Origin of the sequence: Cupriavidus oxalaticus (assembly GCF_004768545.1) — a bacterium.
Lineage (GTDB): Bacteria > Pseudomonadota > Gammaproteobacteria > Burkholderiales > Burkholderiaceae > Cupriavidus > Cupriavidus oxalaticus_A.
The window spans coordinates 3,435,901-3,457,781 of record NZ_CP038635.1 but is presented as its reverse complement, the minus strand read 5'-3'; the positions used below and the strand labels follow the sequence as shown (position 1 = coordinate 3,457,781).

General features: G+C 67.9%; 25 protein-coding genes. 8 read left to right on the top strand and 17 right to left on the bottom strand.

The features are described from left to right. Positions 1-5: 5 nt before the first annotated feature. From gspL to gspG, 6 genes are all read right to left on the bottom strand, one after another. Positions 6-1,484, bottom strand: coding sequence for a type II secretion system protein GspL (gspL, locus tag E0W60_RS26855; RefSeq protein ID WP_135706089.1), 1,479 nt, complete (start codon positions 1,482-1,484; stop codon positions 6-8). Positions 1,485-1,693: 209 nt separating this feature from the next. Then, positions 1,694-2,725: a type II secretion system minor pseudopilin GspK gene (gene gspK, locus E0W60_RS26850; RefSeq protein ID WP_133097742.1), complete on the bottom strand. Its 1,032-nt coding sequence runs from the start codon at positions 2,723-2,725 to the stop codon at positions 1,694-1,696. Further along, positions 2,722-3,429, bottom strand: a complete 708-nt coding sequence (locus E0W60_RS26845; RefSeq protein ID WP_133097741.1) for a PulJ/GspJ family protein — start codon at positions 3,427-3,429, stop codon at positions 2,722-2,724. Before E0W60_RS26845 ends, gspK begins: the two co-directional genes overlap by 4 nt. Then, the gene (gspI, locus tag E0W60_RS26840) at positions 3,407-3,811 is read right to left on the bottom strand and encodes a type II secretion system minor pseudopilin GspI (protein ID WP_133097740.1); all 405 of its coding nucleotides are present in this window, start codon (positions 3,809-3,811) and stop codon (positions 3,407-3,409) included. Before gspI ends, E0W60_RS26845 begins: the two co-directional genes overlap by 23 nt. After that, positions 3,808-4,305 (bottom strand): prepilin-type N-terminal cleavage/methylation domain-containing protein, encoded by a 498-nt coding sequence (locus E0W60_RS26835; protein WP_133097739.1) that lies wholly within the window; start codon positions 4,303-4,305, stop codon positions 3,808-3,810. The genes gspI and E0W60_RS26835 overlap by 4 nt, the downstream gene beginning before the upstream one ends. Before the next feature lie 27 nt (positions 4,306-4,332). After that, positions 4,333-4,800: a type II secretion system major pseudopilin GspG gene (gene gspG / locus E0W60_RS26830; protein WP_135706088.1), complete on the bottom strand. Its 468-nt coding sequence runs from the start codon at positions 4,798-4,800 to the stop codon at positions 4,333-4,335. Positions 4,801-5,006: 206 nt separating this feature from the next. Between gspG and E0W60_RS26825 the strand changes: the two genes are divergently transcribed. From E0W60_RS26825 to E0W60_RS26805, 5 genes are all read left to right on the top strand, one after another. Next, positions 5,007-5,459, top strand: coding sequence for an RrF2 family transcriptional regulator (locus tag E0W60_RS26825; RefSeq protein ID WP_133097737.1), 453 nt, complete (start codon positions 5,007-5,009; stop codon positions 5,457-5,459). A gap of 94 nt (positions 5,460-5,553) precedes the next feature. Further along, a complete protein-coding gene (locus tag E0W60_RS26820; protein WP_135706087.1) occupies positions 5,554-6,774 on the top strand; it encodes a globin domain-containing protein in 1,221 nt (406 codons plus the stop codon). A gap of 88 nt (positions 6,775-6,862) precedes the next feature. Then, complete coding sequence (locus E0W60_RS26815) at positions 6,863-7,594, top strand: type II secretion system protein N (RefSeq protein WP_135706086.1); 732 nt, start codon at positions 6,863-6,865, stop codon at positions 7,592-7,594. Positions 7,595-7,748: 154 nt separating this feature from the next. Then, entirely contained in the window at positions 7,749-8,345 is a 597-nt protein-coding gene (locus E0W60_RS26810) for an EF-hand domain-containing protein (RefSeq protein ID WP_135706085.1), read from the top strand. Positions 8,346-8,763: 418 nt separating this feature from the next. Continuing rightward, positions 8,764-9,258, top strand: coding sequence for an Lrp/AsnC family transcriptional regulator (locus E0W60_RS26805; protein WP_010813460.1), 495 nt, complete (start codon positions 8,764-8,766; stop codon positions 9,256-9,258). An 83-nt stretch (positions 9,259-9,341) separates the two neighbouring features. Here E0W60_RS26805 and E0W60_RS26800 read toward each other — a convergent pair whose 3' ends face one another. Further along, positions 9,342-10,040 (bottom strand): GNAT family N-acetyltransferase, encoded by a 699-nt coding sequence (locus E0W60_RS26800; protein WP_133097733.1) that lies wholly within the window; start codon positions 10,038-10,040, stop codon positions 9,342-9,344. A 333-nt stretch (positions 10,041-10,373) separates the two neighbouring features. Here E0W60_RS26800 and E0W60_RS26795 point away from each other — a divergent pair, with 333 nt between their 5' ends. Both E0W60_RS26795 and kefC read left to right on the top strand, forming a co-directional pair. Next, entirely contained in the window at positions 10,374-10,928 is a 555-nt protein-coding gene (locus E0W60_RS26795) for an NAD(P)H-dependent oxidoreductase (protein WP_135706084.1), read from the top strand. Next, on the top strand, positions 10,925-12,739 hold the full coding sequence (gene kefC / locus E0W60_RS26790) for a glutathione-regulated potassium-efflux system protein KefC (protein WP_135706083.1): 1,815 nt from the start codon (positions 10,925-10,927) through the stop codon (positions 12,737-12,739). Before E0W60_RS26795 ends, kefC begins: the two co-directional genes overlap by 4 nt. Positions 12,740-12,775: 36 nt before the next feature. Here the strand turns inward: kefC and E0W60_RS26785 are convergent, their stop codons facing one another. From E0W60_RS26785 to paaA, 7 genes are all read right to left on the bottom strand, one after another. Further along, complete coding sequence (locus E0W60_RS26785; protein WP_133097731.1) at positions 12,776-13,393, bottom strand: TetR/AcrR family transcriptional regulator; 618 nt, start codon at positions 13,391-13,393, stop codon at positions 12,776-12,778. Between the two features lie 11 nt (positions 13,394-13,404). Then, positions 13,405-14,199 carry a DUF1835 domain-containing protein gene (locus E0W60_RS26780; RefSeq protein WP_133097730.1) on the bottom strand — a complete coding sequence of 265 codons (795 nt, stop codon included), beginning with the start codon at positions 14,197-14,199 and terminating at the stop codon, positions 13,405-13,407. A 252-nt stretch (positions 14,200-14,451) separates the two neighbouring features. Further along, the gene (gene paaE, locus E0W60_RS26775; RefSeq protein WP_133097729.1) at positions 14,452-15,540 is read right to left on the bottom strand and encodes a 1,2-phenylacetyl-CoA epoxidase subunit PaaE; all 1,089 of its coding nucleotides are present in this window, start codon (positions 15,538-15,540) and stop codon (positions 14,452-14,454) included. Positions 15,541-15,567: 27 nt separating this feature from the next. Continuing rightward, positions 15,568-16,128, bottom strand: a complete 561-nt coding sequence (paaD, locus tag E0W60_RS26770; RefSeq protein ID WP_133097728.1) for a 1,2-phenylacetyl-CoA epoxidase subunit PaaD — start codon at positions 16,126-16,128, stop codon at positions 15,568-15,570. Between the two features lie 31 nt (positions 16,129-16,159). Further along, positions 16,160-17,002 (bottom strand): 1,2-phenylacetyl-CoA epoxidase subunit PaaC, encoded by an 843-nt coding sequence (paaC, locus tag E0W60_RS26765; RefSeq protein WP_133097727.1) that lies wholly within the window; start codon positions 17,000-17,002, stop codon positions 16,160-16,162. Positions 17,003-17,014: 12 nt separating this feature from the next. Continuing rightward, positions 17,015-17,302 (bottom strand): 1,2-phenylacetyl-CoA epoxidase subunit PaaB, encoded by a 288-nt coding sequence (gene paaB, locus E0W60_RS26760; RefSeq protein ID WP_022536879.1) that lies wholly within the window; start codon positions 17,300-17,302, stop codon positions 17,015-17,017. Positions 17,303-17,354: 52 nt separating this feature from the next. After that, a complete protein-coding gene (gene paaA / locus E0W60_RS26755) occupies positions 17,355-18,380 on the bottom strand; it encodes a 1,2-phenylacetyl-CoA epoxidase subunit PaaA (RefSeq protein WP_135706082.1) in 1,026 nt (341 codons plus the stop codon). Between the two features lie 227 nt (positions 18,381-18,607). On the opposite strand from paaA, the gene E0W60_RS26750 reads away from it, so the two are divergent. Next, entirely contained in the window at positions 18,608-19,078 is a 471-nt protein-coding gene (locus E0W60_RS26750) for a universal stress protein (RefSeq protein WP_135706081.1), read from the top strand. A 66-nt stretch (positions 19,079-19,144) separates the two neighbouring features. Here E0W60_RS26750 and E0W60_RS26745 read toward each other — a convergent pair whose 3' ends face one another. The 3 genes from E0W60_RS26745 to E0W60_RS26735 all read right to left on the bottom strand — a co-directional run bounded on the left by E0W60_RS26745 (position 19,145) and on the right by E0W60_RS26735 (position 21,584). Continuing rightward, the gene (locus E0W60_RS26745) at positions 19,145-19,423 is read right to left on the bottom strand and encodes a DUF1488 domain-containing protein (protein ID WP_029046679.1); all 279 of its coding nucleotides are present in this window, start codon (positions 19,421-19,423) and stop codon (positions 19,145-19,147) included. A gap of 474 nt (positions 19,424-19,897) precedes the next feature. Further along, a complete protein-coding gene (locus E0W60_RS26740; protein WP_135706080.1) occupies positions 19,898-21,142 on the bottom strand; it encodes a nucleoside recognition domain-containing protein in 1,245 nt (414 codons plus the stop codon). 55 nt (positions 21,143-21,197) lie between these two features. Continuing rightward, the gene (locus tag E0W60_RS26735; protein ID WP_133097723.1) at positions 21,198-21,584 is read right to left on the bottom strand and encodes a DUF488 domain-containing protein; all 387 of its coding nucleotides are present in this window, start codon (positions 21,582-21,584) and stop codon (positions 21,198-21,200) included. Between the last annotated feature and the right edge of the window lie 297 nt (positions 21,585-21,881).

Genomic DNA, 21,881 nt, shown 5'->3' with positions numbered 1-21,881 from the left:
CGCGCTCACAGGCCCGGCCTGACGGTCCAGCGCGAGCCCGGCGTCACCGGCGTGGCGCCGCCCGTCGCGCCGCCCGCCGCACTGCCTGGTGCGCTACCTGCGCCGCCTGCCGCGCCACCGGTCTTGTCCTCTTCCATCTGCAGGCCGGCCTGGCGCGCGGCATTGCGCAGGCCGGCAATGTCCGTGCCCGGCTTGAGCGTCACCACCAGCATGCGGCCGCGGTATTCCAGCGCCTGCAGCGCATCCGGCGGCAGCCGGTGCGCGGCCTGGGCAAAGCGGTCGGCCAGCGGCAGGAAGTCTTCCGGCGTGCTGCGGCCGCTGGCGATGCGCAGCTGCTCGACCTGGCGCCGCATCTGCAGCGGCGCGTCCAGGATGGCCTGGGTCTGCGGGAAGGCGCTGCGCAAGGTCTGCTGCTGCGCGGCTTCCACGCGCTGCTGCTCGTTGCGCAGCAGCAGCCAGTGGATGTTCATGCCCAGCACCTGCACCAGGACGATGCCGGCCAGCAGCGCCAGCGGCACCCGCCATGCAGCCAGGTTCCAGCGGTCGGCGCGGCCTTGCGCGAACTCGAACTGCGCCAGGTCCAGTGCCGGATCGCGCAGGCACGCCTGCGCGCCCTCGATCCACAGCGGCCAGCCGGCGCGGGCGGCGCCGCGCAATGCGGGAACCGGCGCCGCGGCGGCGGCATCGGCGTCGGCGTACCAGTTGCCTTCGGGCGCCAGCGCCTGCCAGGCCGCGAGGGCGTCGTCGCCCAGCAGCAGGCCGTAGCCGGCGTGTGCGCCGGTGCGCACCGTCAGCTGCCACCGGCTGGCCAGTGCAGGGCCGGGCTCGGGGCCGCCGAGGGTGGCGCTGTCGAGCAGTTCGCCGCCGTCAGCCAGAGCGCTGGCGGCTGCCTCGACCACCAGCGTGGCCGGCTCGTCCGGTGCGGTGTTCTCCGCCGGCCGCAGTGTGGGCTCGGCACCGGGCGCCTCGGCGGCGGCAACCTCCGCCGCTGCCAGCGGCACGCACAACTGCGCCGGCAACACATGGCGGCGGCGATGGCGGTGTTCGGCAAAGGCGTCGAGCACGGCCCGCAGCCAGGCGCGGTCGGCCACCATCAGCAGCCGCCGGCGTGGGCCGCGAATTGCGGCGCTGCCGTCGAGCGCGGGCCCCACGCCGATATGGCAGGGCTGGGCGTCGGTGGCGAGCGCGTCTTCGATCAGGTTGGGCAGCGCCTGCTTCAAACGCGCCGGCGGCAGCGGCGGCACGCTAGCGGTGGTCAGCAGTACGTCGCTGGCCGCCAGGATCAGCACCAGGCGTTCGGCGGCGGGCAGGTCGGCGATGCGGGTGTGGCCTTCACGCAACACTTCAAAGGCCGTGCTGCCGGCCGCGCGCCGTGCGGCGTCGGTGCCGGTGCGCACCAGCGCGAACGGCAGGGCGCCGAACTGCCAGGGTTGCGGCTGATCGTGCGGCCGGTGCGGCAGGCGGACATAGAGGGTGGTGCTCAATTTTTCCTTAACGTGGCGTCAGTGGCGCCAATGGCGGGACGTGGGGGAAAAACCCGGGAAGGCGCATTGCCGCGTGGCGCCTCGCTCGCGCCAGCGTCGCAGCATACCTTGCCTGTGTGACTAAACCGCGTCAATACCGTTCCTCCCCGGTTGCCAATGCCTGCAAGCCGCGCCGACCGTGGATGCTCGGTACGCCTTGTATCAGACATTCAGCGCAGGTCCGGCAGCCGGTCGGCGTCCTGTATCCAGACCACCCGTGTCGTATTGGTGGCACCCAGCGGCTCGCCGCGGTAGATCAGCGAGACCTGCAGCCGGCTGGCGCGTTCGTGGCGAACCAGTCCGTAGACCAGGAAATAGTGCGAGCGTACGTCGATCATATTGGCCAGGCTGGCGCTGTCGGCCTGGGGCGCGACCGCGGCCAGCTGGGTCTGCACGTTGCCGACGTTGTTGAAGTAGGCGCGGTCGCGCTGGCGTACCAGTTCGCGGGCGCGTTCCAGCGGCAGCTTGTCGATCACGGCGGCCAGCACCTCGGCCTCGGCGGTATTGGCGTTGACCAGGGTGCGCTCGGGCAGCACGGTGACGAATGGCTCCAGCACGGCGATCATTTCCGGCGTATAGCCGGGCAGGGACAGCAGCCCCTGCACGCTGTCGAGCGGGCGCGGCGCCGCGCGGCCGCCGTCGCTGCCGCCTTGCGCCGCCTGCAGCATGGCGCGCGCGGTGGACTCGGCCAGTTGCGGGTTCAGGCCCACGGTCTGCAGCAAACGGCGGTAGGCGGCCTGGGCAGCGGGATCGACCGAAGCGGCGCGCCCCTGGCCGCCGGCGGTGGCGGTCCAGATCACCAGGTTGGCGAGATTGAAGCGCGCCTGCGCATCGAGAATGCGGCCGGACAGGAACGAGGTCTCGCCGGCCACGTCGGTGCGCAGCGAGGCCCCAAGGAAATCCGACAGCCGGGTTTCGGCGATCGGCACCGCCCAGGGCTCCCCGAGCTGGTCGACGTTGGTGCGGCGCTGGTCGTCACGCAGGATCAGCCGCGCCCAGTCGACCGCGGCGCGCTCGATCCAGGTCGCCTGCGCCAGCAGCCGCTGGTTCTCGATCGCACGGATCTGCACCTGCTGGCGCCACAGCATGCCGGACACCACCACCACGGCCAGCGTCACTATCAGCAGCGCGGTGACCACGGCGGCGCCGCGGGCGCGGCGCCTAGCGAAGGCCGGGCGGGAGCGGACGGGGGCGCGCCTCATAGCCCGGTCATGCAGATCTTCTGGAACTGCCGCGGCGCATCGCCGTCGCCCATGCGCGCGAACACGGTCAGTTCGACCGCGCGCACCGCGGTGTTGGGCAGCGCCGTGCCGACGTCCGAGGCGGCCACAGCACTGGCGGCATTGCCGGAGAACAGCACGTTGCGGATGCGCCCGGTATCGGCCTGCCAGCCGGCAGGCTCCACCCAGGCGCGCACGCTCATGCCGGCGACGTCGGGCAGCACGCGCCGCACCTGCGCCGCATTGTTGCCGCCCTGGCGCAGCGACAGCAGCGCCGACTGTAGCCCGGCCCGGTCCGCCACCGGCGGCGCGGCCACCCGCACCAGCGTATTGCCGTCGATCTGGTACGACAGCACCTGCCACGCCGGCGGCTGCCCCTCGTCGCGGCGGTCGCGCACCAGCAGCAGCCGGTCCTGGCCGACCTCGACCGGGCTGCCCTGCAGCAGCGCGGGGCTGGCCAGGTGCTCGCAGTCGGCCTGGAACTGCCCGTAGAGAATCTTCAACGCATCCAGGCGCGCATCGTGGTCGGTCAGGCGCTCGCGGCTGCGCGTCAGGCTGTCGAGCGCGCGCCAGCCGATCACCGCCATCACCGCCAGCAGCGTGATCGCGACCAGCATCTCCAGCAGCGTGAAGCCGCGGGTGCGCCGGCCTGGGCGTTGACGCTCAGAGCACGTTGCGGGCTTCATTGGGAACGATGGTGACCAGCCACGCCAGCCGCACTGACTTGTCGGTGGCGGACGGGTAGACCGCGATCTCGACGCGGCGGAAAACCGGATTGGGCGTGCCCGACACCGACTGCTCGCAGTACAGCGGGGTGCCGCCTTGCGGGCAGGCATAACCGCTGACGCCGGGCTCGGGCCAGGTCTTTGAAAGGCGCAGCGCGGCCAGGTGGTTCTCGGCGCTCCATTCGGCCAGCATGCGGGTCTGCAGCGCCGCGCCGGCATCGAGCATCGAGCCCATGGCGCGCATGGCCGCGGTGAGCGCGACCGCCAGGATGGTCAGCGCGACCAGCACCTCGATCAGCGTGAAGCCGGCGCGGCGGCGGCCATGCAAGGGGATGCGGGTCATGGCGTGCTGGCGAAGTAACGGCCGCTGCCGTCGCCGGCAACGTCCACGCGGATATCGCCGCGCACCAGCACCAGCCGCTGCGGCATATCGATCAGCTCGCGCCCGAATACCAGCCGCAGCGGGCCGCCGGTGCCGGTGGGCCGGCCGCCTTCGGCAACCACTACCTGGTCCAGCGCCAGCCGCCAGCGGCCCGGCGCGAACACGTCGGTACGCATGGGGATCCAGCCGTACGGGGTCGCTTCCAGGAAGCGCCAGCCGCCGGCGTCGCCTTCCCAGGCGATCGGGCGGGCGCCGAGCTGTGCCTCTTCCTGCGCCAGCTCGAACAGCCGCGCGATGCGCTGGCCGTCATCCAGCACGCGGCCGCGCTCGTTGGGCGAGGCGTTGATCGCCACCAGCGAAATCACGATGCCGGCGATCACCATGACCACCAGCAGCTCGAGCAGGGTAAAGCCCCGGCGCCGCAAGGGCGCGCTGTGGCGCGGCGCCGTGGTCATGGTCAGGGGATGCGGGCGCGCCGGGATTTATTCCCAGTTGCCGATATCGGCGTCGTTGCCGTTGCCGCCGGCCTGGCCGTCGGCGCCGAAGCTGAACACGTCGATCTCGCCGCGCACGCCCGGGTTCAGGTACTGGTACGGATGGCCCCAGGGATCCTTGGGCAGCTTCTCCAGGTAGCCGCCCCCCTTCCAGTTGTTCGGCACCGGCTCGGTGGCGGGCTTGGTCACCAGCGCGGCCAGGCCTTGCTCGGTGGTCGGGTAGCGGCTGTTATCGAGCCGGTACAGCTTGAGCGCCTGCATGATCGACGAGATGTCCTGGCGTGCCGCGACGATGCGCGCTTCGTCCGGACGGCTCATGATCTTGGGCACTACCAGCGCCGCCAGCACGCCAAGGATCACGATCACCACCATGATTTCGATCAGGGTGAAGCCGCGCGCGCGGCGGGCGCGTGCGGGCCGGGAACGGGCGGGGCTGGCGGTAGTGAAAATGCGCATCGTCTGTGAACCTCGTTGCTGGAATGGCTGAGCCCACGGCCGGGCTGGCGGCGGGCCGGTTTCGCCAGTCAGTATAACCGGCGCCACATGACTGTTTTATGGGGGTGGCGTCGGCGCCGCTGCAATGTGTGATGCAAAGCACAGCTGGTGCGCCAGGCCGGATTTAACTTGCATCCTGGATGCATATTTTTTAAGATGTCGCCACGATGCAACTGACCCGCTTTTCCGACTATGCACTGCGCCTGCTGATGTACGTCGCCCGTGGCGACGGCAGCCGGCCCATCACCATTGCGGAAGTGGGGCAGCAGTTCGATATCTCGCACAACCACCTGGTCAAGGTGGCGGCGCGGTTGTCGAAGCTGGGCTGGATCACCGCCACGCGCGGCCGCCACGGCGGGCTGCAGCTTGGGCCTGGTGCCGAACAGCTGACTATCGGCACGATCCTGCGCGAGCTGGAAGGCCACAAGGCCATCATCGACTGCGACAACCCGCCCTGTGCGCTGAACGGCAACTGCCGCCTGAAGCGCGCGCTGGACGTGGCCGAGCAGGCGTTCTACCGCGCGCTGGACGAGGTCACGCTGGCCGACGTCACCGGCAGCAAGACCGCCGAGTCGATCATCCAGCTGCATCGCGATTTCCTGAACCGGCGTTCGGCCTGAGTGGACGTAGTCCGCGCAGGCGCCGACGAGCGCCGGTTTTATTGTGCGATAAAACATGCATATAACATGCATGAATGAAACGGAGTGTTATTTGATGCTGTCCGCCGCTTCCCGCCCCTATATCGATGCGAGCGTCCCGGTGCTGCGCGAGCATGGCCTGGCCATCACCACCCACTTTTACCGCGAGATGTTCGCCGACCGGCCTGAACTCACGCAGATGTTCAACATGGGCAACCAGGCCAACGGCAGCCAGCAGCAATCGCTGGCGTCGGCCGTGTTCGCCTACGCCGCCAATATCGACAATGGCGCCGCGCTGGCGCCGGTGGTCGACCGCATCGTGCACAAGCATGCGGCAGTAGGCCTGACCGCCTCGCATTACCCGATCGTCGGCCGCCACCTGCTGGGCGCGATCAAGGCGGTGCTGGGCGATGCGGCCACGCCGCCGCTGATCGCCGCCTGGGACGAAGCCTACTGGCTGCTGGCCGGCGAGCTGATCGCCGCCGAGGCACGGCTGTACCAGCGCACCGGCGTTGCTGCCGGCGAGCTGACGGCGGTGCGCGTGGTGCGCCGCGAAGCGCAGGGCGAGCAGGTGGTGTCGCTGACGCTGGCCGCCGCCGACGGCGGCCCGCTGCGCGACTTCCGTCCCGGCCAGTACATCAGCGTCGAGGCGCATCTCGACAACGGCACGCGCCAGCTGCGCCAGTATTCGCTGTCGGGCGAGACCAGCCTGCCGACCTGGCGCATTTCGGTCAAGCGCGAAGACGGCGACCAGTCGACGCCGGCCGGCGCGGTCTCCAACTGGCTGCATGCCAACGCGCAGGAAGGCACCGAGCTGAAGGTGAGCGCGCCGTTCGGCGATTTCACCCCGGCGCTCGACGGCCATCGCCCGCTGGTGCTGCTGTCGGGCGGCATCGGCATCACGCCGATGCTGTCGGTGCTGCGCACGCTGGCCGCACAGGGTTCGCAGCGTCCGATCCTGTTCGCCCACGCCGCCCGCAACGGCCGCCACCATGCGCACCGCGCGGACCTGCAGTGGGCGCGCGAGCGGTTGCCGCAACTGGTGACGCATATCAGCTACGAAGCGCCCGAGGCCGCCGACGCCATCGGCCGCGACTACGACCATGCCGGCACCATGCCGATGGCCGAGTTGCTGGCGCGGCCGGAGCTGCAGCGCTTCATCGATGGCCGCTTCTACCTGTGCGGGCCGCTGGGCTTCATGCAGGCGCAGCGCCATGCGCTGGTCAGCGCCGGCGTGCCGGTGGCGCACATCGAGCGCGAAGTCTTCGGCCCGGACCTGCTCGACCACCTGCTCTGAGCCCGGCCAGCCGGGGGAGTGGCGACAGTGTCATGTGGCTCTGGTACGCTTGGCGCGATCGTTCATTTGCGTCAGGGGTACCGTTCCCGTGCAACTCTCCCTCCGGCCTGTCCTTCGCTTTAATGCCGCTGCGCCGTGGCTGCCGCGCCTGGCAGGCGTGGTGCTGTTTGTCGCGCTGTGCGCGCTGGCCACGTACTGGGCGCTGACCTTCAGCGCGATGCGCACCTTGCCGGTGCCGCAGAGCGCACGGGTTGCCCAGACCGAGGCGGTCGAGACCGGCGCCGTGGCGACGCTGTTCGGCGGCTCGGCCCAGGGCGGTCCGCGCGACGTGCAACTGCTCGGCGTGGTGGCCGAGGTCGATGGCGGCGCCGGCGCGGCGATCGTGTCGCTGGACGGCGGGCCGCCCAAGGCGGTGCGGTCCGGTGCTGAACTGTCGCAGCAGATCCGGCTGGTGGAGATCCGCCAGCGCTCGGTGGTGATCGAACGCAGCGGCGTGCGCCAGGAAATCGCATTGCCGGTGCAGCCGGGCGCCGCGCGCGCACCTGCCGCTGGTGCGCCGGCTCCCGCGCTGCCGACGCCGCCCGCTGGCGCCGCCGCGCCGATGGCGACGCCGATGCCGCCGCCGGCCCCACCGGCCCCGGTGACCAGCCAGCCGGCCCAACCGATCCAGCCGGCTCCGGGCCAGCCCCCGCAGGCGCAAATCCAGCCCCAGGTCCAGGCCCAACCCCAGGCCCAACCCCAGGCGCAGCCTGCCGCACCGCACCAGCCCATGATGGCGCCGCCACCCAGCCAGGACGGGATGCTGGTCCCCAAGAATTGAGCTGGCAAGGCCGCAAATATTCGCGTCCCGTTGCGTTCCCTTACGGGGCGCCAGCCTTTCTGTGAGGCGGGTAACATCGTATTAAAAGCGCCAACCCCCCTGCATCGTCTGCGTTCTAATCCGTACATGCCAACGTGATGACAAGGAGCAAGACATGCAACGCAATCACAAGCAGCAGATCCTGAAGCAATTCCTGGCCGCCTCGGCCGCCTTGCTGGTTGCCGGCGGCGCCTTCGCCCAGGCCAGCGCGCCCGCTGCACCGGCCGGCAAGGCCGGCCCCGGCCACCACCATATGGGCCATGGCGGCGGCTGGATGAAGGCGGTCGATACCGACAACGATGGTGCCATCTCGAAGGCGGAGGCCGACGCCTACTTCAACAAGCTCGACACCAACCGCGACGGCAAGATCGACAAGGCCGAGATGGACGCGCACCGCAAGGCCGTCATTGCCGAGCGCCACGCCCGTATGCAGGCCGCCTTCGATGAGAAATTCAAGGCCGCCGACAAGAACGGCGACGGCGCCCTGACCAAGGCCGAGGCCAATGCCGGCATGCCGCGGCTGGCCAAGCGCTTCGACCAGCTCGACGCCAACCGCGACGCCAAGCTGACCCGTGACGAAATCCGCGCCGGCATGGAGAAGATGGACCGCGACCACCATCGCCGTGGCCCGCAGGGCCAGGGTGCTCCGGGCGGCCAGCCTGCGCCCGCGAACCCGTCTGCACCGGGGGCCCCGTCCAGTAGCGGCGGCTGATGCCGCCGCAGGACGGCCATGGCCGTCCTGCCTGAAACCGCTGTTCAGCGCGCGTGCCTGCCGGCCGCGCGCTTTTGCTTTGGCGCGGTCCGTCATTGCGTCGGAGCGCGCGTTGACCAGGAAGTATCTGACCCCGGCGGCAAACGCCCGTAGAATGCCGCTTCCCTGTGCGGCCGGCCTTGGCACCATCCTTGCCTTCTCCCGGTCGCCGCGGGCGCGGCCGCAACCCCCGCAGCCGTGCCACCAGACAGGTTGCCCAGCCCGACCGGCTGCAGCACGAGTGACCTAAAAGGCTGTCGATTCGTCGGGAATCCGGCCTTCAGCGGGCGCAATTACACAAAAAATTGCGTATTTGTGCACGGCTTGCTAAATTTGCGCAAAAAAATTGCCAATAAACATATTGCGGAGCAACAATATCGTGAGCAAGGTGGAGTTGGACAAGATCGACCGGAAGATCCTGGAAGTGCTGCAGACCAACGGCCGGTTGACCAACCTGGAGGTGGCCGAGCGCGTCAACCTGTCGCCCAGCCCCTGCCTGCGCCGCATCCGGCGGCTGGAGGAGATCGGCGTGATCCGGCAGTACGCGGCGCTGCTGGAGCCGAACAAGATCGGGCTCGGCCTGCTGGCCTATATCAATGTCCGGCTGGAGAAGCATGGCGGCGCGCCCAAGGGCAAGGCGCCGCTGGACCTGTTCCGCGCCTCCATCGCGGTCTGGCCAGAGGTGGCGGCATGCCATGCCATGACCGGCGAGATGGACCTGCTGCTCAAGGTCTACGTCGAGGACATGGAGCATTTCGCGCGCTTCATGCAGGAGCAGCTGCTGGCCCATCCGTCGGTGATCGACGTGCGCTCCAGCTTTGCGCTGGAAAGCATCAAGGACACCACGGCGCTGCCGGTCGGCGGCGCGGCCTGAGCGGTCCGGGGGCGCATGCAAAAACGGCGCATCTTGCGATGCGCCGTGGCGGCCGTGGGCGGCGAAGCGGGCGAGCAGCCCGCTCAGGCGGTGTGTTTTTGCGGCACCATGGAGCGCCAGAAGCGCAGGCCGAAGCGGCGTGCGTCGCGCAGGTTGCGGCGCACCGCGTAGTCGAGGTCGGCCATCTGTTCGTCCAGCGCCTCGGTCAGGCGGCTGACGGTGTCCGCCGGCGGCAGTTCCAGGTAGGCGTCGGCCTCGCCATAGGCGTACTGGACCTTCATGCCGGCTTTCTTGGCGATGTGCATCATCGCGGCGTTGCGCGACAGGCAGTGCATGTACAGCGTGCGCACGCTGGTGTTGCGGCCATGCATGGCCGCACGCTCGAACAGCGCGCTGCCGATACCGCGGCCGCGGGCGCTGCGCGACACCGACACGCCGAATTCGGCCACCCGGCCCTGGGCATTGTCGCGCAGGTTGGCAAAGTGGCCCACGCCGATCAGCTCGAGCTTGTCGTCGTAGACGCCAAACACGGTGTCGTGGTCGAAGTCGATGCTGTCCACGTAGGCTTCGATCACGTGGTCGCCCACCGACTGGCCGAAACGGAGCAGGCGATCGTCCTCGCCCAGGGCGAGGAAATGCTTCAGCAAGCGCGAGCGATGATGGGCGGCCAGCTCGCGCACCAGAACGGTGGCACGGTGGGCGGCCTGCGTCGCTGCAGCTGCCTTGCGCAGATCTTCGTCGGTCAGTGCGCCGACAGCCTTGCTCAGTTCGAGCGGGTTCACGTTAAATCCTTCCTGGTGCAGTAACAGATAAAAATAGGCACTGCGGTGGTGTTTCGCCAGGCACTTTTTCCCTGGCTCGGTGCGAGATTCGGGGAAACACCATCTTGATGCAGCGTGAAAAGTATTGTAGTGGAATTGCCAGTCTGGCGTAAGCTTCCTGCGCCGCAGCAGCCGGCCGCACCGCCACATCGCTTTGAAAAATGCAATAAAATCAATAGCCTAAGAAAATGTGATGAATTGTTGCGCGACATCAACTGTGGATATGCTGCAACGCCGCAACCGGCCCATGCCCGCCACGATCCCGCCCGCCCTCGCCAAGCCGCCCCGTCTTCGATGACCGAGTCTCCCATTGCAGTGATCTACGCGCATCCCACGCCCAGCCGATCGCGCGTCAACCGGCCGCTGGCCGACGCCCTGGCCTCATTGCCGCAGGTACAGGTACGCGATCTTTACCGTTCCTATGTCGATTACGACATCGATGTCGTCGCCGAGCAGCGCGTGCTGGCGGTCGCGGACACCGTCGTGTTGCAGTTTCCGGTGCGCTGGTACAGCGTCCCCGCGTTGCTAAAGCTATGGCTGGATGAGGTGCTAGAGCACGGGTGGGCCTACGGCCCAGGCGGCACGGCACTGCGCGGCAAGTCGATGCTGGCGGTGGTCAGTACCGGCGGCAGCGCCGATGCCTACGGCCCCGACGGCAACCATGGCCATCCGATCAGTGAATTCCTGTTGCCGCTGGAGCAGACCGCGCTCCTGTGCGGCATGAACTGGCTGCCGCCGGTGGTGCTGCATGACGCCGACAACGCCGATGCGCAGGCGCTGGCCGACCATATTGCGCACGTCTGCGGGCGCCTGGGTGCCGACGCCATGCCCGCGGAGGTGCGCGCATGAACCAGCATGACTTCCTGATTGCGCTGCTGGTGTTCCTGGTTGCGGCGGTGGTGGCGGTGCCGCTGGCGCGGCGCAGCGGCCTGGGCGCCGTGCTGGGCTACCTGCTGGCGGGCGCGGCGATCGGCCCGTTTGCGCTGCGCCTGGTTACCGACGTCGAGTCGATCCTGCATTTCTCCGAGTTCGGCGTGGTGCTGATGATGTTCGTCATCGGCCTGGAACTGGAGCCGCGCAAGCTATGGGCGTTGCGGCGGAGCATCTTCGGCTACGGTGGCGCCCAGCTTGCCGCCTGCGCGCTGGTGATCGGCGGTGCGGCGGCGCTGGCGGGTGCGTCGTGGCAGGTGGCGCTGGTCGCGGGCCTGGGCCTGGCGCTGTCGTCCACCGCGATCGCGCTGGCGACGCTGACCGAGCGCAACCTGTTTGGCACGCCGGCCGGCGCCGCCAGCTTCGGCATCCTGCTGTTCCAGGATATTGCGGCCATCCCGATGATCGCGCTGTTGCCGCTGCTCGCCGTCGAGAGCGCCGAAGGCGCCGGTGCGGGCGCCGCCGGCTGGATGGCCGGCGTGAAGGCGGTGGCGGTGATCGGCGCTGTGGTGGTCGGCGGCCGCTACCTGGTGCGGCCGGCGCTGCGCTTTATCGCGCGCACCGACATGCGCGAGATGTTCACCGCGTTTGCGCTGCTGCTGGTGGTCGGCATCGCGCTGATGATGGACGCGGTCGGGCTGTCGATGGCGCTGGGCACCTTCCTCGCCGGCGTGCTGCTGGCCGATTCGGAATACCGCCATGCGCTGGAGGCCGACCTGGAGCCGTTCAAGGGGCTGCTGCTGGGCCTGTTCTTCATGGCGGTCGGGATGTCGATCGACTTTGCCGTGCTGGCACGCTCGCCGGGGCTGGTGCTCGGCCTGGTGGTTGCCTTCGTTGTGGCCAAGACCGGCGTGCTGGTGCTGCTGGCGCGCAGGTTCGCTATTGCGCGCGGCCAGCGGCTGCTGTTTGCGCTGCTGATCTCGCAGGGCGGCGAGTTCGCCTTCGTGGTGTTCGGTGTCGCCGGCGGCGCGGGCCTGCTGCCGCGCGAGACCGAGGCGTTGCTGGTGCTGGTGGTGGCGCTGTCGATGGTGGCCACGCCGTTGCTGCTGCTCGCCTATGACCAGCTGGTGGCGCCGCGGCTGGGCCGCGCCAGGGCGCGGCCGGACGAGGCCATCACGCCGCAGGACAACCCGGTGCTGATCGCCGGCTTCGGCCGGTTCGGGCAGATCATCGGGCGGCTGCTGTACAGCCAGGGCATCGGCGTCACGGTGCTCGATCACGATCCGGACCAGATCGAGTTCCTGCGCCAGTACGGCTTCAAGATCTTCTATGGCGATGCCACGCGGCTGGACCTGCTGGAAGCCGCCGGTATCGCCCGCGCGCGCATTTTGGTGGTGGCAATCGACGGCATGGACGACAGCCTGCAACTGATCGACCGTGTGCGCGAGCGCTATCCGGAGTTGCGGATCTATGCGCGGGCGCGGCATGTGTCGCATATCTACCAGCTCAAGGACCGCGGCGTGCAATTGTTCGAGCGCGAGATGTTCGAGGGTTCGCTGAGGATGGGACGGAGTGTCCTGGAAGGGCTGGGCTTCGACCCGGCCGAGGCGCGCAACGTGGCGCTGCGCTTCCGGCGGCACAATATCCAGGCGATCGACCGCTTCTACCCGCACTACACCGACCAGAAGAAGCTGGTCTCGCTGGCGCGCCAGGCCCGCGACGAGCTGGAGGAAATGTTCAGGCAAGACCGCGAGCAGCGCCGGCAGCGCGAAGAGGCAGAGTGGACCTGACGATGGCGGGGGCAGGCCGGGGCGGGTCCGCCTTCGTCAGCGGATCGCGGCGGCGCGGCCCGGCAGCCCGCCTTCGAGGAGGTCGAGCACCGTCTCGGCAAAGTCGGCGTACGAAAGCCGTCCGCCCGGCTTGAGCCAGGTGAAGGTCCAGTTGATCATGCCGAACACGGTCATGGTCAGCGCGGTCTGGTTATCGCGCGTGACACGCTCCGGGTAGGCCCGGCGCAGCAGGCGCGAGAAGGCCGCCACCACATCGCGCTCGCGGCCGAGGATCACGTCGCGCTGGCCTTCGGCGAGGAACTTGACGTCGTTGATCAGCGCGATATGGCGGGTCTGCGAGGTTTCGTACTCGGCCAGGAAGGCGCGGATCAGGTTGGCAAACGCGTCCTTGTCGGTGCGTGCGTGGCGCTCGGCGTCGGCTTCGACCTCGGTGACCAGCAGCATCAGCCGCCGCGTGTAGCGGTCCAGCAGGTCGAACAGGATCGCTTCCTTGCTCTCGTAATAGTGGTAGAGGCGCGCCTTGGACGTGCCGCAGGCGGCGGCCAGGTCGGCCATCGAGGTGCTGGGGTAGCTGCTGTTGGCGAAGGCAGCCGCGGCCAGGTCCAGGATCTGTTCGCGCTGCGCCTCGAAATCGGGTGCCTTGGTACGGGCCATGTGTATCGGGGTTACTCGCCACTGCCGCCGGCGCGGCGGCGCAGCTCGCAGGTCTCGAGCGAATCGGAGTTGCCGCGCAGCACCATCAGGCCCGAGGCGATCAGCTCGCGGCAGCGCCAGAACACGAACCAGTCGCTGGCCAGCAGGCCTTCGATCGCGCCCATCACGCTGCCCACCACCTGCACCGCGGGGGTCCATTCCGCCGGCGCGCGATCCATGATGATGTCGTCGATGGTGTGGTAGGCGGCCGGAACCAGCGTATTGCCCTTCCACAGGCGGACGTCGGCGTTCTCCTTGACGTTCTGCTGCCACTCGTAGCCGAGCCGTCCCAGCCGAAGCACCGAAACCGGCGCGATGGTGGAGAAGCGCCGCGCCAGCCGCGCCGGTGAATACATGCCGATGGCGGCCAGGTTGCCTTGCGCGGGCATCTCCAGCTCGCGCAGGTCCATCGCGACTTCATTGATCCGTTGCGGCGCCTGATACAGGTGGAACACAACCCGGCGCAGCATCAGCTGGTCGGCCGCGCTCTGGCCGTGCCAGATGGCTATTTCCAGTTCGTCCTGGCGCAGCCGCTGTAGCTGGTCCAGCGCCTGGCGCATCTCGGCGGCGAAATCGATGTCGGTGTGCGGGGCGACCCGCTGCCAGAAGCCGGAACGGATCAGCCCGGTGCTGTCGATGTCGGCCAGAGGCCCCACTGCCAGGTCGTCGCGCAGCACCACGACAGGGTCCGGCCGCGCGGCCTGCGCCAGCGCCTGGCGCAGGGTCGTGCCTGCTACATCACCGTTGACGACGTGGATATATTGCATGGCCGTGATTGTATATGGGTGGGACGGTTCGCTGGCACCGCGCGGCGCTGGCGCGACAGTCGGCGGGCGCCGCTGTGCAAGGCTGTGCGCCACCGCTGCCTATCGCCGCCGCAGCCCGCGCAATGCCCCTGCAAGCATCGCGCCAGGCCGCTGCCGGCCTGCCGCCATTGTAATCACGGCCCGGCCTGGCCAATCGCTGCGAGTGTCGGCACGCGTACGCGCCGCTGGCCGTCCCCGCGCGGCGTACCCGGATCAGCGCTCGTCGTAGCTGACCACTACCCGCGGCGTCAGCGCGCGCGCCTGGCAGGTGAGCACGAAGCCCTTTTCCATCTCCCACGGCTCGAGCGTGTAGTTCTTCTCCATCTCGACCTGGCCTTCCAGCACCTTGGCGCGGCAGGTGCAACAGACGCCGCCCTTGCAGGCGTACGGCAGGTCGAGCCCGGCGGCCAGCGCGGTATCGAGCACGTTGGCGTCTTCCATCGGCAGGCGCATGCTGTGCTGCTTGCCGTCGAGCACGACCACCAGCTCGGCGGTGCCCGCATGGTCGGCATGCGCGTGCGACGGCTTGGGCCTGGCCTGCGCGAGCGGCACGCCGAAGCGCTCGGCGTGGATACGGTGCGGATCCACGCCAGCGTCGCGCAGCGCCGCCTCGGCTTCGTCGATCATCGACGCAGGCCCGCAGATGAAGGCCGCATCGATGTCGTCCACCGGGATCAGGGTCCGCAGGAAGGCGGTGACGCGGTCGTGGTCAACCCGGCCGTGCAGCAGGTCGACCTCCTGCGGCTGGCGCGACAGCACGTGGTACAGCGTGAAGCGCGACAGGTACTGGTTTTTCAGGTCTTCCAGTGCCTCGGAAAAGATGATGCTGTCGACATTGCGGTTGCCGTAGACCAGCGTGAAGCGGCTGCGCGGCTCGGCCTGCAGCGTGGTGCGGATCAGCGACAGCACCGGCGTGATGCCGCTGCCCGCGGCAAAGGCGACATAGTGGCGCGCCGCCGCAGGATCCAGCGGCACGTTGAAGCGGCCATCTGGCGTCATCACGTCGATCACCTGGCCGGGTGCGATGGTGTCGTGGAGATGGGACGAAAACAGCCCGTCCTCGACCAGCTTCACCGCCACGCGCAGCTCGCCTTGTGCGTCATAGTCCTGCACCGCCGAGCAGATCGAATACGAGCGCCGCAAGTCCTTGCCGTCGACCGGCGCCTTCAGCGTCAGGAACTGGCCCTGGGTGAAGCGGTAGGCGTCGCGCAGCGTTTCCGGCACCTCGAACGCGATCGAGATGGTGTCGGCAGTCTCGGGGCGCACCTGCGCCACGCGCAGCGGGTGGAACTGTGGGGTCATGGCAGCCTGGCTTCGGCCCGGCGGGGCTCAGTAGGGTTTGAAATAATCGAACGGCTCGCGGCAGTCCAGGCAGCGGTACAGTGCCTTGCACGCCGTCGAGGCGAAGCGCGAGATTTCCTGCGTGTGCACGCTGCCGCAGCGCGGGCAGGCGACGCGGTCCGGGGCGCCGGCGCGCGCGGCACGCGGGACGAAGTGCAATGGTCGCGCCGTGGCTGGCGCGCCGCACTGGCCGGGCGGCGCGATGCCGAATTCGCGCAATCGCTCACGCGCGGCGGGGGTGATCCAGTCGGTGGTCCACGCCGGCGCCAGCACGGTGCGCAGGCGCCACGGTGCCAGGCCGGCGGCGTCGAGCGCATGGCCGATGTCCTCGGCGATCTGCGACATCGCCGGGCAGCCGGAGTAGGTGGGCGTGATGGTCACCTCCAGCGTGCCGTCGGCATCGGCGCTGATCCCGCGCAGGATGCCGAGGTCGCGGATCGACACCACCGGGATCTCCGGGTCGGGGACCGCTTCCAGCGCCGCCCATGCCTGCGCGACGCGCGCATCGGCGGCAGTGTTCGCCGGGCGGGGCAGGGTGGTGACGTTCATGCCAGTCATTCCTTTGCGGCGAAGCGGGCAATTACCATTGCGCGCCCGGATGGGCCCGCGCCAGCCCTTGCATCTCGCCCAGCAGGTAGCTCATGTGTTCAGAATGCACGCCGAGTTTGCCGGTGGAGACAAAGCTGCTCGCCGGCGGCAGCGCCAGCGTGGCGGCTTGCAGGGTTTCGGCGACGGTCGCGTCCCACGCAGTTCGCAGCGAAGCGGTGACGACGCCAATGCCCTGCGCAGCGGCTTCGGTTTCCACCGGGTCATCGGCAAAGCACTCATTCATATAGGGCAGCAGGTGGTCCAGGGCCCGCTGCATGCGGGCATGCGACGCTTCGGTGCCGTCGCCCAGGCGCACCACCCAGCCGGCGGCATGGTGCAGGTGGTAGCTCGCCTCCTTGACCGACTTGGCGGCGATGGCGGCGAGCTGCGCATCGCTGCTGGACTTCAGCGCTTGCCACAGCTCGACCATCAGCGCGCTGTACAGGAAGTTGCGCATGATGGTGACCGCGTAGTCGCGTTCCGCGGCGGCGGTGCCGGCCAGCGGGCCGCGGTGGGGCAGTTCCGCCAGCGTCCAGTTGCGGAAGTCGCGCTCGGCGCGCCAGTAGGCATAGTCGTCTTCATGCCGTGGCAGGCCGGTCAGCTCGCCTTCCAGTTCGCCGGCGCGCCCGTACAGCAGGCGTGCCTGGCCGATCAGGTCGAGGCTGATGTTGGCCAGCGCAATGTCTTCTTCCAGCACGGGGCCGTGGCCGCACCATTCGGCATTGCGCTGGCCGAGCACCAGCGCGTTGTCGGCCAGGCGCAGCACATAGCGCAGCGCGGCGGTGCGGGCCGGCGGCAAGTGATCCAGGGAAGCGGGTTGCGGGGACGCGGTCATCGTGCGTGGCCCTTACATATGGTTGACTTCGTCGGGCAGCTGGTAGAACGTCGGGTGCCGGTAGATCTTGTCGGCCATGGGGTCGAACAGTTCCGGCTTTTCCTCCGGCACGCTCGCCGTGATGGCGGCGGACGGCACTACCCAGATCGACACGCCTTCCTGGCGCCGCGTGTAGACATCGCGCGCCATGTGCAGCGCCTGCTGCGCGTCGGCGGCGTGCAGGCTGCCGCAGTGTTTGTGCTCCAGGCCTTGCTTGCTGCGCACGAACACCTCCCACAGCGGCCATTCCTTGCGGTTCATCGTTGTCTCCTCAGTCCTTGCGTGCTGGCTGCGGTTTGGGTTCAAGCAGGGATCAGGCAGCCGCGCGGCGCTCGCCCGCTTCGCGCTCGGCCTGCTTGGCCGCGTGGGCCAGTGCGGCTTCGCGGACCCAGGCGCCGTCCTCGTGCGCCTTGACGCGTGTGGCCAGGCGCTCCCGGTTGCAGGGGCCGTCGCCGTTGATCACGCGCCAGAACTCGTCCCAATCCAGCGGGCTGCAGTCATAGTGGGCGCGCTCGGCGTTCCATTGCAGTCCCGGGTCGGGCAGGGTCACGCCCAGTACCCGCGCCTGTTCCACCGTGGCATCGACGAACTTCTGGCGCAGGTCGTCATTCGAGATGCGCTTGATGCCCCAGGCCATGGTCTGCGCGCTGTTGGTCGAGGCCGCATCGGGCGGGCCGAACATCATCAGCACCGGGAACCACCAGCGGTTGACCGCGTCCTGCACCATCTCGCGCTGGGCGTCGGTGCCGCGCATCATCGCCAGCAGCGCGTCGAATCCCTGGCGTTGGTGAAACGACTCTTCCTTGCAGATGCGGATCATGGCGCGCGCATACGGGCCATACGAGCAGCGGCACAGCGGGATCTGGTTCATGATCGCCGCGCCGTCCACCAGCCAGCCGATCACGCCCACGTCGGCCCAGGTCAGCGTCGGGTAGTTGAAGATGGACGAGTACTTGGCCTTGCCGCTGTGCAGCGCGTCGACCAGCTCGTCGCGCGAAGCATCCAGCGTTTCGGCCGCGGAGTAGAGGTACAGGCCGTGGCCGCCTTCGTCCTGCACCTTGGCCAGCAGGATCGCCTTGCGCTTGAGTGACGGTGCGCGGCTGATCCAGTTGCCCTCGGGCAGCATGCCGACAATCTCGGAATGCGCGTGCTGGGAAATCTGCCGCACCAGTGTCTTGCGGTAGGCCGCCGGCATCCAGTCCTGCGGCTCGATCTTGCCGTCGGCGGACACGCGCGCGTCAAAAGCGGCCTGGCGGACCTCATCGTCCTGAGGGTCCTGAGGGGCAGCGATCTGGGCGGAGTCAGCTTGGCCGGGAACGTCCAGGCTTTGGGTGTACATAGCGCCTCCTCTGGCGGGGGGCCGCGGCTGGGTGGGTGACCGTTGGTGCGGCGGCTGGCCCTATTATATATAAGCCGACCGGTCGGTCAATTTAAGCCGCGCCGGGTTTGTGTTGGTCGTCGCCGGGGCAGCGACATCACGTGACGGCCGGGGCACGTGTAGTATCAGAGACGGAACGGCCTCGTGCTGTCCAACCCTTATTCCCTTTGTCTACGGAGGTAACGCAAATGGCAAGCGCGGCATACAGCAAGATCGTGGTGGCGGTGGATGGCAGCAACACGTCCGGACTGGCACTGGCCGAAGCCATCCGCGTAGCGGCGCCGGGCGGTGCCACGGTGCTGGCGCTCTATGTCGTCGACACGGGTACGCCGATGTTCGACGTGGGCTACTACGATCCGAGCCAGCTGCAGAAGGCATTCGAGGAAAGCGGCCAACGCGCGCTGCAGGACGCCGCGCAGCAACTGTCAGCGGCCGGCGTGCCGCATGAAACCCGGCTGGTCACCGAGGCGCCGGTGCCCGGCGATATCGGTGCATCGATCAACGAAGCCGCGCGTCAGTGGGGTGCGGACCTGCTGGTAATCGGCACGCACGGGCGGCGGGGTGTGCGCCGGCTGGTGCTGGGCAGCGTGGCGGAAGCGGTGATCCGGCAGTCGACTACGCCGGTGCTGCTGGTGCGCGGCGAAGCCAAGGCCGACTAAGCATGCGAAAGACGCCGGACTGGCCCGGCGTCTCGGTTTGGACGCGGTCGTCAATCGCGACAGGGGTCATCCGGCGAAGCGGAAATGGCCGCTGCGCAGCACGATCTCGCGCGCCTGGGTCAGCTCGAACAGGCTTTCGGCGAGGCTTTCGATGCGCTGGCGATTACTGGTGAAGGCGGCAACCAGATCTTCCTCGCGCGGCGAGCGCGCACCGAAGTGGGCCTCAAGGGCTTCCGCGGTGACGGAATACTGAGTCGGACTGCCATTGACCGTAGCGGGGCAGGACAGCGTGAGGCTGGCTGCGCAGTAGGTCGGGACGCTGCGAGGGAACGTGATCTCAGGCATGGCGTGCCTCGTGCTGGCGACGGACGTATTCAATCATTCTAGGTCACCACGGCCTGCCGTAAAGGGTCCGGAAAGGACTTCGGCGCACCGATTGCCGATGCCATATGGCGCCTGGCTGGCGTCACCAATGCGTTGCCACTCTGCAACATGGATGTTGCAATGCAGCAAAGAAGGGCGAGTAACCGCGCTTCCATGCGATCCCCTGCTCGGGCGCAACAAAAGACTTCTGTGCTGCGCCATGGCCAAGGTGTAGCCCTTGCCAGGGCTTGGTGTGCAACGGGTGTTGCAATGGCCGGCATCAGGGCAAAAAAAAAACCCACGCAGGTTGTGCGTGGGTTGGAATCCACCGAGGTGGTGGAGGAGACAGACTTCACTATACATGGCTTGTTGCGTCGCACCAAGTGCAGTTGTGTCAATGTCTTGCGATGCGCACAATGCTGTTGTGTGGGTACAACAAAAAATCGAAATGCTGCCCTAGCGGAATAGATAAGCGGCGCCAACAGCACAAAAAATACCGGCAGCATCTGCAACCAGGGCGCAGCCCAGCGCGTGCCGCGTATTTCGCACATTGATGCTGCCGAAGTAGACCGCCAACACATAGAAAGTAGTTTCCGTCGACCCCTGAATGATGGCCGCAAGGCGACCCTGGAACGAGTCGACCCCATAAGTCGTCATCACATCGACCATCAACCCGCGCGCACCGGCGCCTGACAGGATCTTCATCAGGCCCACCGGCAGGGCCGGGACAAAATCGGTATTGATGCCGAGATGCGCAAAGCCCAGCGTCAGCCAGCCCATCAGCACGTCCATGCACCCGGTCGCCCGGAACAAGCCGATCGCAACCAGGATGGCGACAAGATAAGGAATGATCTGCACGGCCACGCCGAAGCCTTCCTTGGCGCCATCGATAAAGGCTTCGTAGACGTTGACCCGCCGCAGGGCACCGCAGGCCAGGAACAGCGTGATAAGCGACAGGATGACGCCCGCGCCCGCCAATGCCGTCACGCTGCCGACCTGCCCGGGCGGCGCATGCTTCAGCCAGGCGAACATGCCGCCGAGCGCCGCGGCAGCCATGCCGAATGCGGCCAGCACCGCGGGCCGCAGCAGATTGAGCCGCTGTACCCAGGCGACAGCCAGCAGGCCGGCAAGGCACGAGCCACCGGTAGCCAGCAGCGTCGGCAGGAAAATATCTGCCGCATTGAAGCCCACCAGCCCCTGCTTGACGGCGATTGCCTGTCGGATCGCGATGACCGAGGTCGGGATCAAAGTCAGCCCGGCCGTATTCAGCACGATGAACATGATCTGCGCATCGGTGGCCACGTCCGGGCGACGGTTCAGCGTCTGCAGCTCGCGCATCGCATTCAGCCCGAGAGGCGTCGCGGCGTTATCCAGGCCCAGCAGGTTGGCCGACACGTTCATCATCATGGCGCCTTGCGCCGGATGGCCCTGCGGCACGCCGGGAAAGAAATGTCGCAACAACGGGTTCACCAGCCGGGCAAAGGCGTCGACGACTCCGGCGCGTTCGCCGATGCGCATGATGCCCAGCCACAGGCTCATCACGCCCGCCAGCCCTAGTGCAATTTCGAAGGCTGTGCGGGCGCTGTCGAACAGGCTCGACAGCATGGCGGGGAAGACGGCCAGGTCGCCGCTGGCGAGGCGGAAGCATGCGGCGACAAAGGAAACCAGAAAAAAACCGAGCCAGACAACGTTCAGGGCCATCGGATTGCGCAAGCAAAAAGGTCAAGGCGGAACTCTCCCGCCGGGCAGGGGCGGCTCAACCGATCTTGGCGCCGCGCTCGGCCAGCAGTTCGCGCAGCACCGACCTGTGGCAGTGCGCTTCGTCTTCGCAATAGCAGCCAAGTGAGAAATTGGTCTGGTGCGACAGCGCAGCCAGCAGGTCGAGCGTGCGGCTGCGCTCCGGCTCGGCCATTTCCTTGCGGAAATGCCGGACGAATGCTCGCCATGCCTTGTCGTCAGCCGCGCCCTGCGCCTGCGCAACCAGTTCTGGGGTAGGGGACAGGTCGGGGTACCAGACGTCGTAGTAGTCACGGCTGGCGAACTCGGACTTGGGCACGCCGCGTGGCGGCCGCCGCACAGTACCGATACGCAGTCCTTCGTCAGCTGCGCGTGGCGTTCCCAGTCTTACGATTCGGATGGTCATGGAGGATCCCGCGTTCCGGACTGCCCGCGCGACTGCGCCAGGCTGAAGCCCAGATCATGAATCAACGGGTCGTGCATGACAAACATCTGCACCTTTCTGTGACATCCCTACCCTATAAGTAGAAGAGGGCGCTGGCGCCGCCAGAAAAGAGCGGTTTGCGTTATTTTTAGGCTGGATCCGAATTATTTCCGGAAACCTCTTGCCAAGCACCTCCGGGTCCCTTAATATTCGCCCCCTCGCAACACAACGCGGCGCTGTAAAGCAGGCGCAGCAAGGGTTGCGGGGTCGACCGCAAGG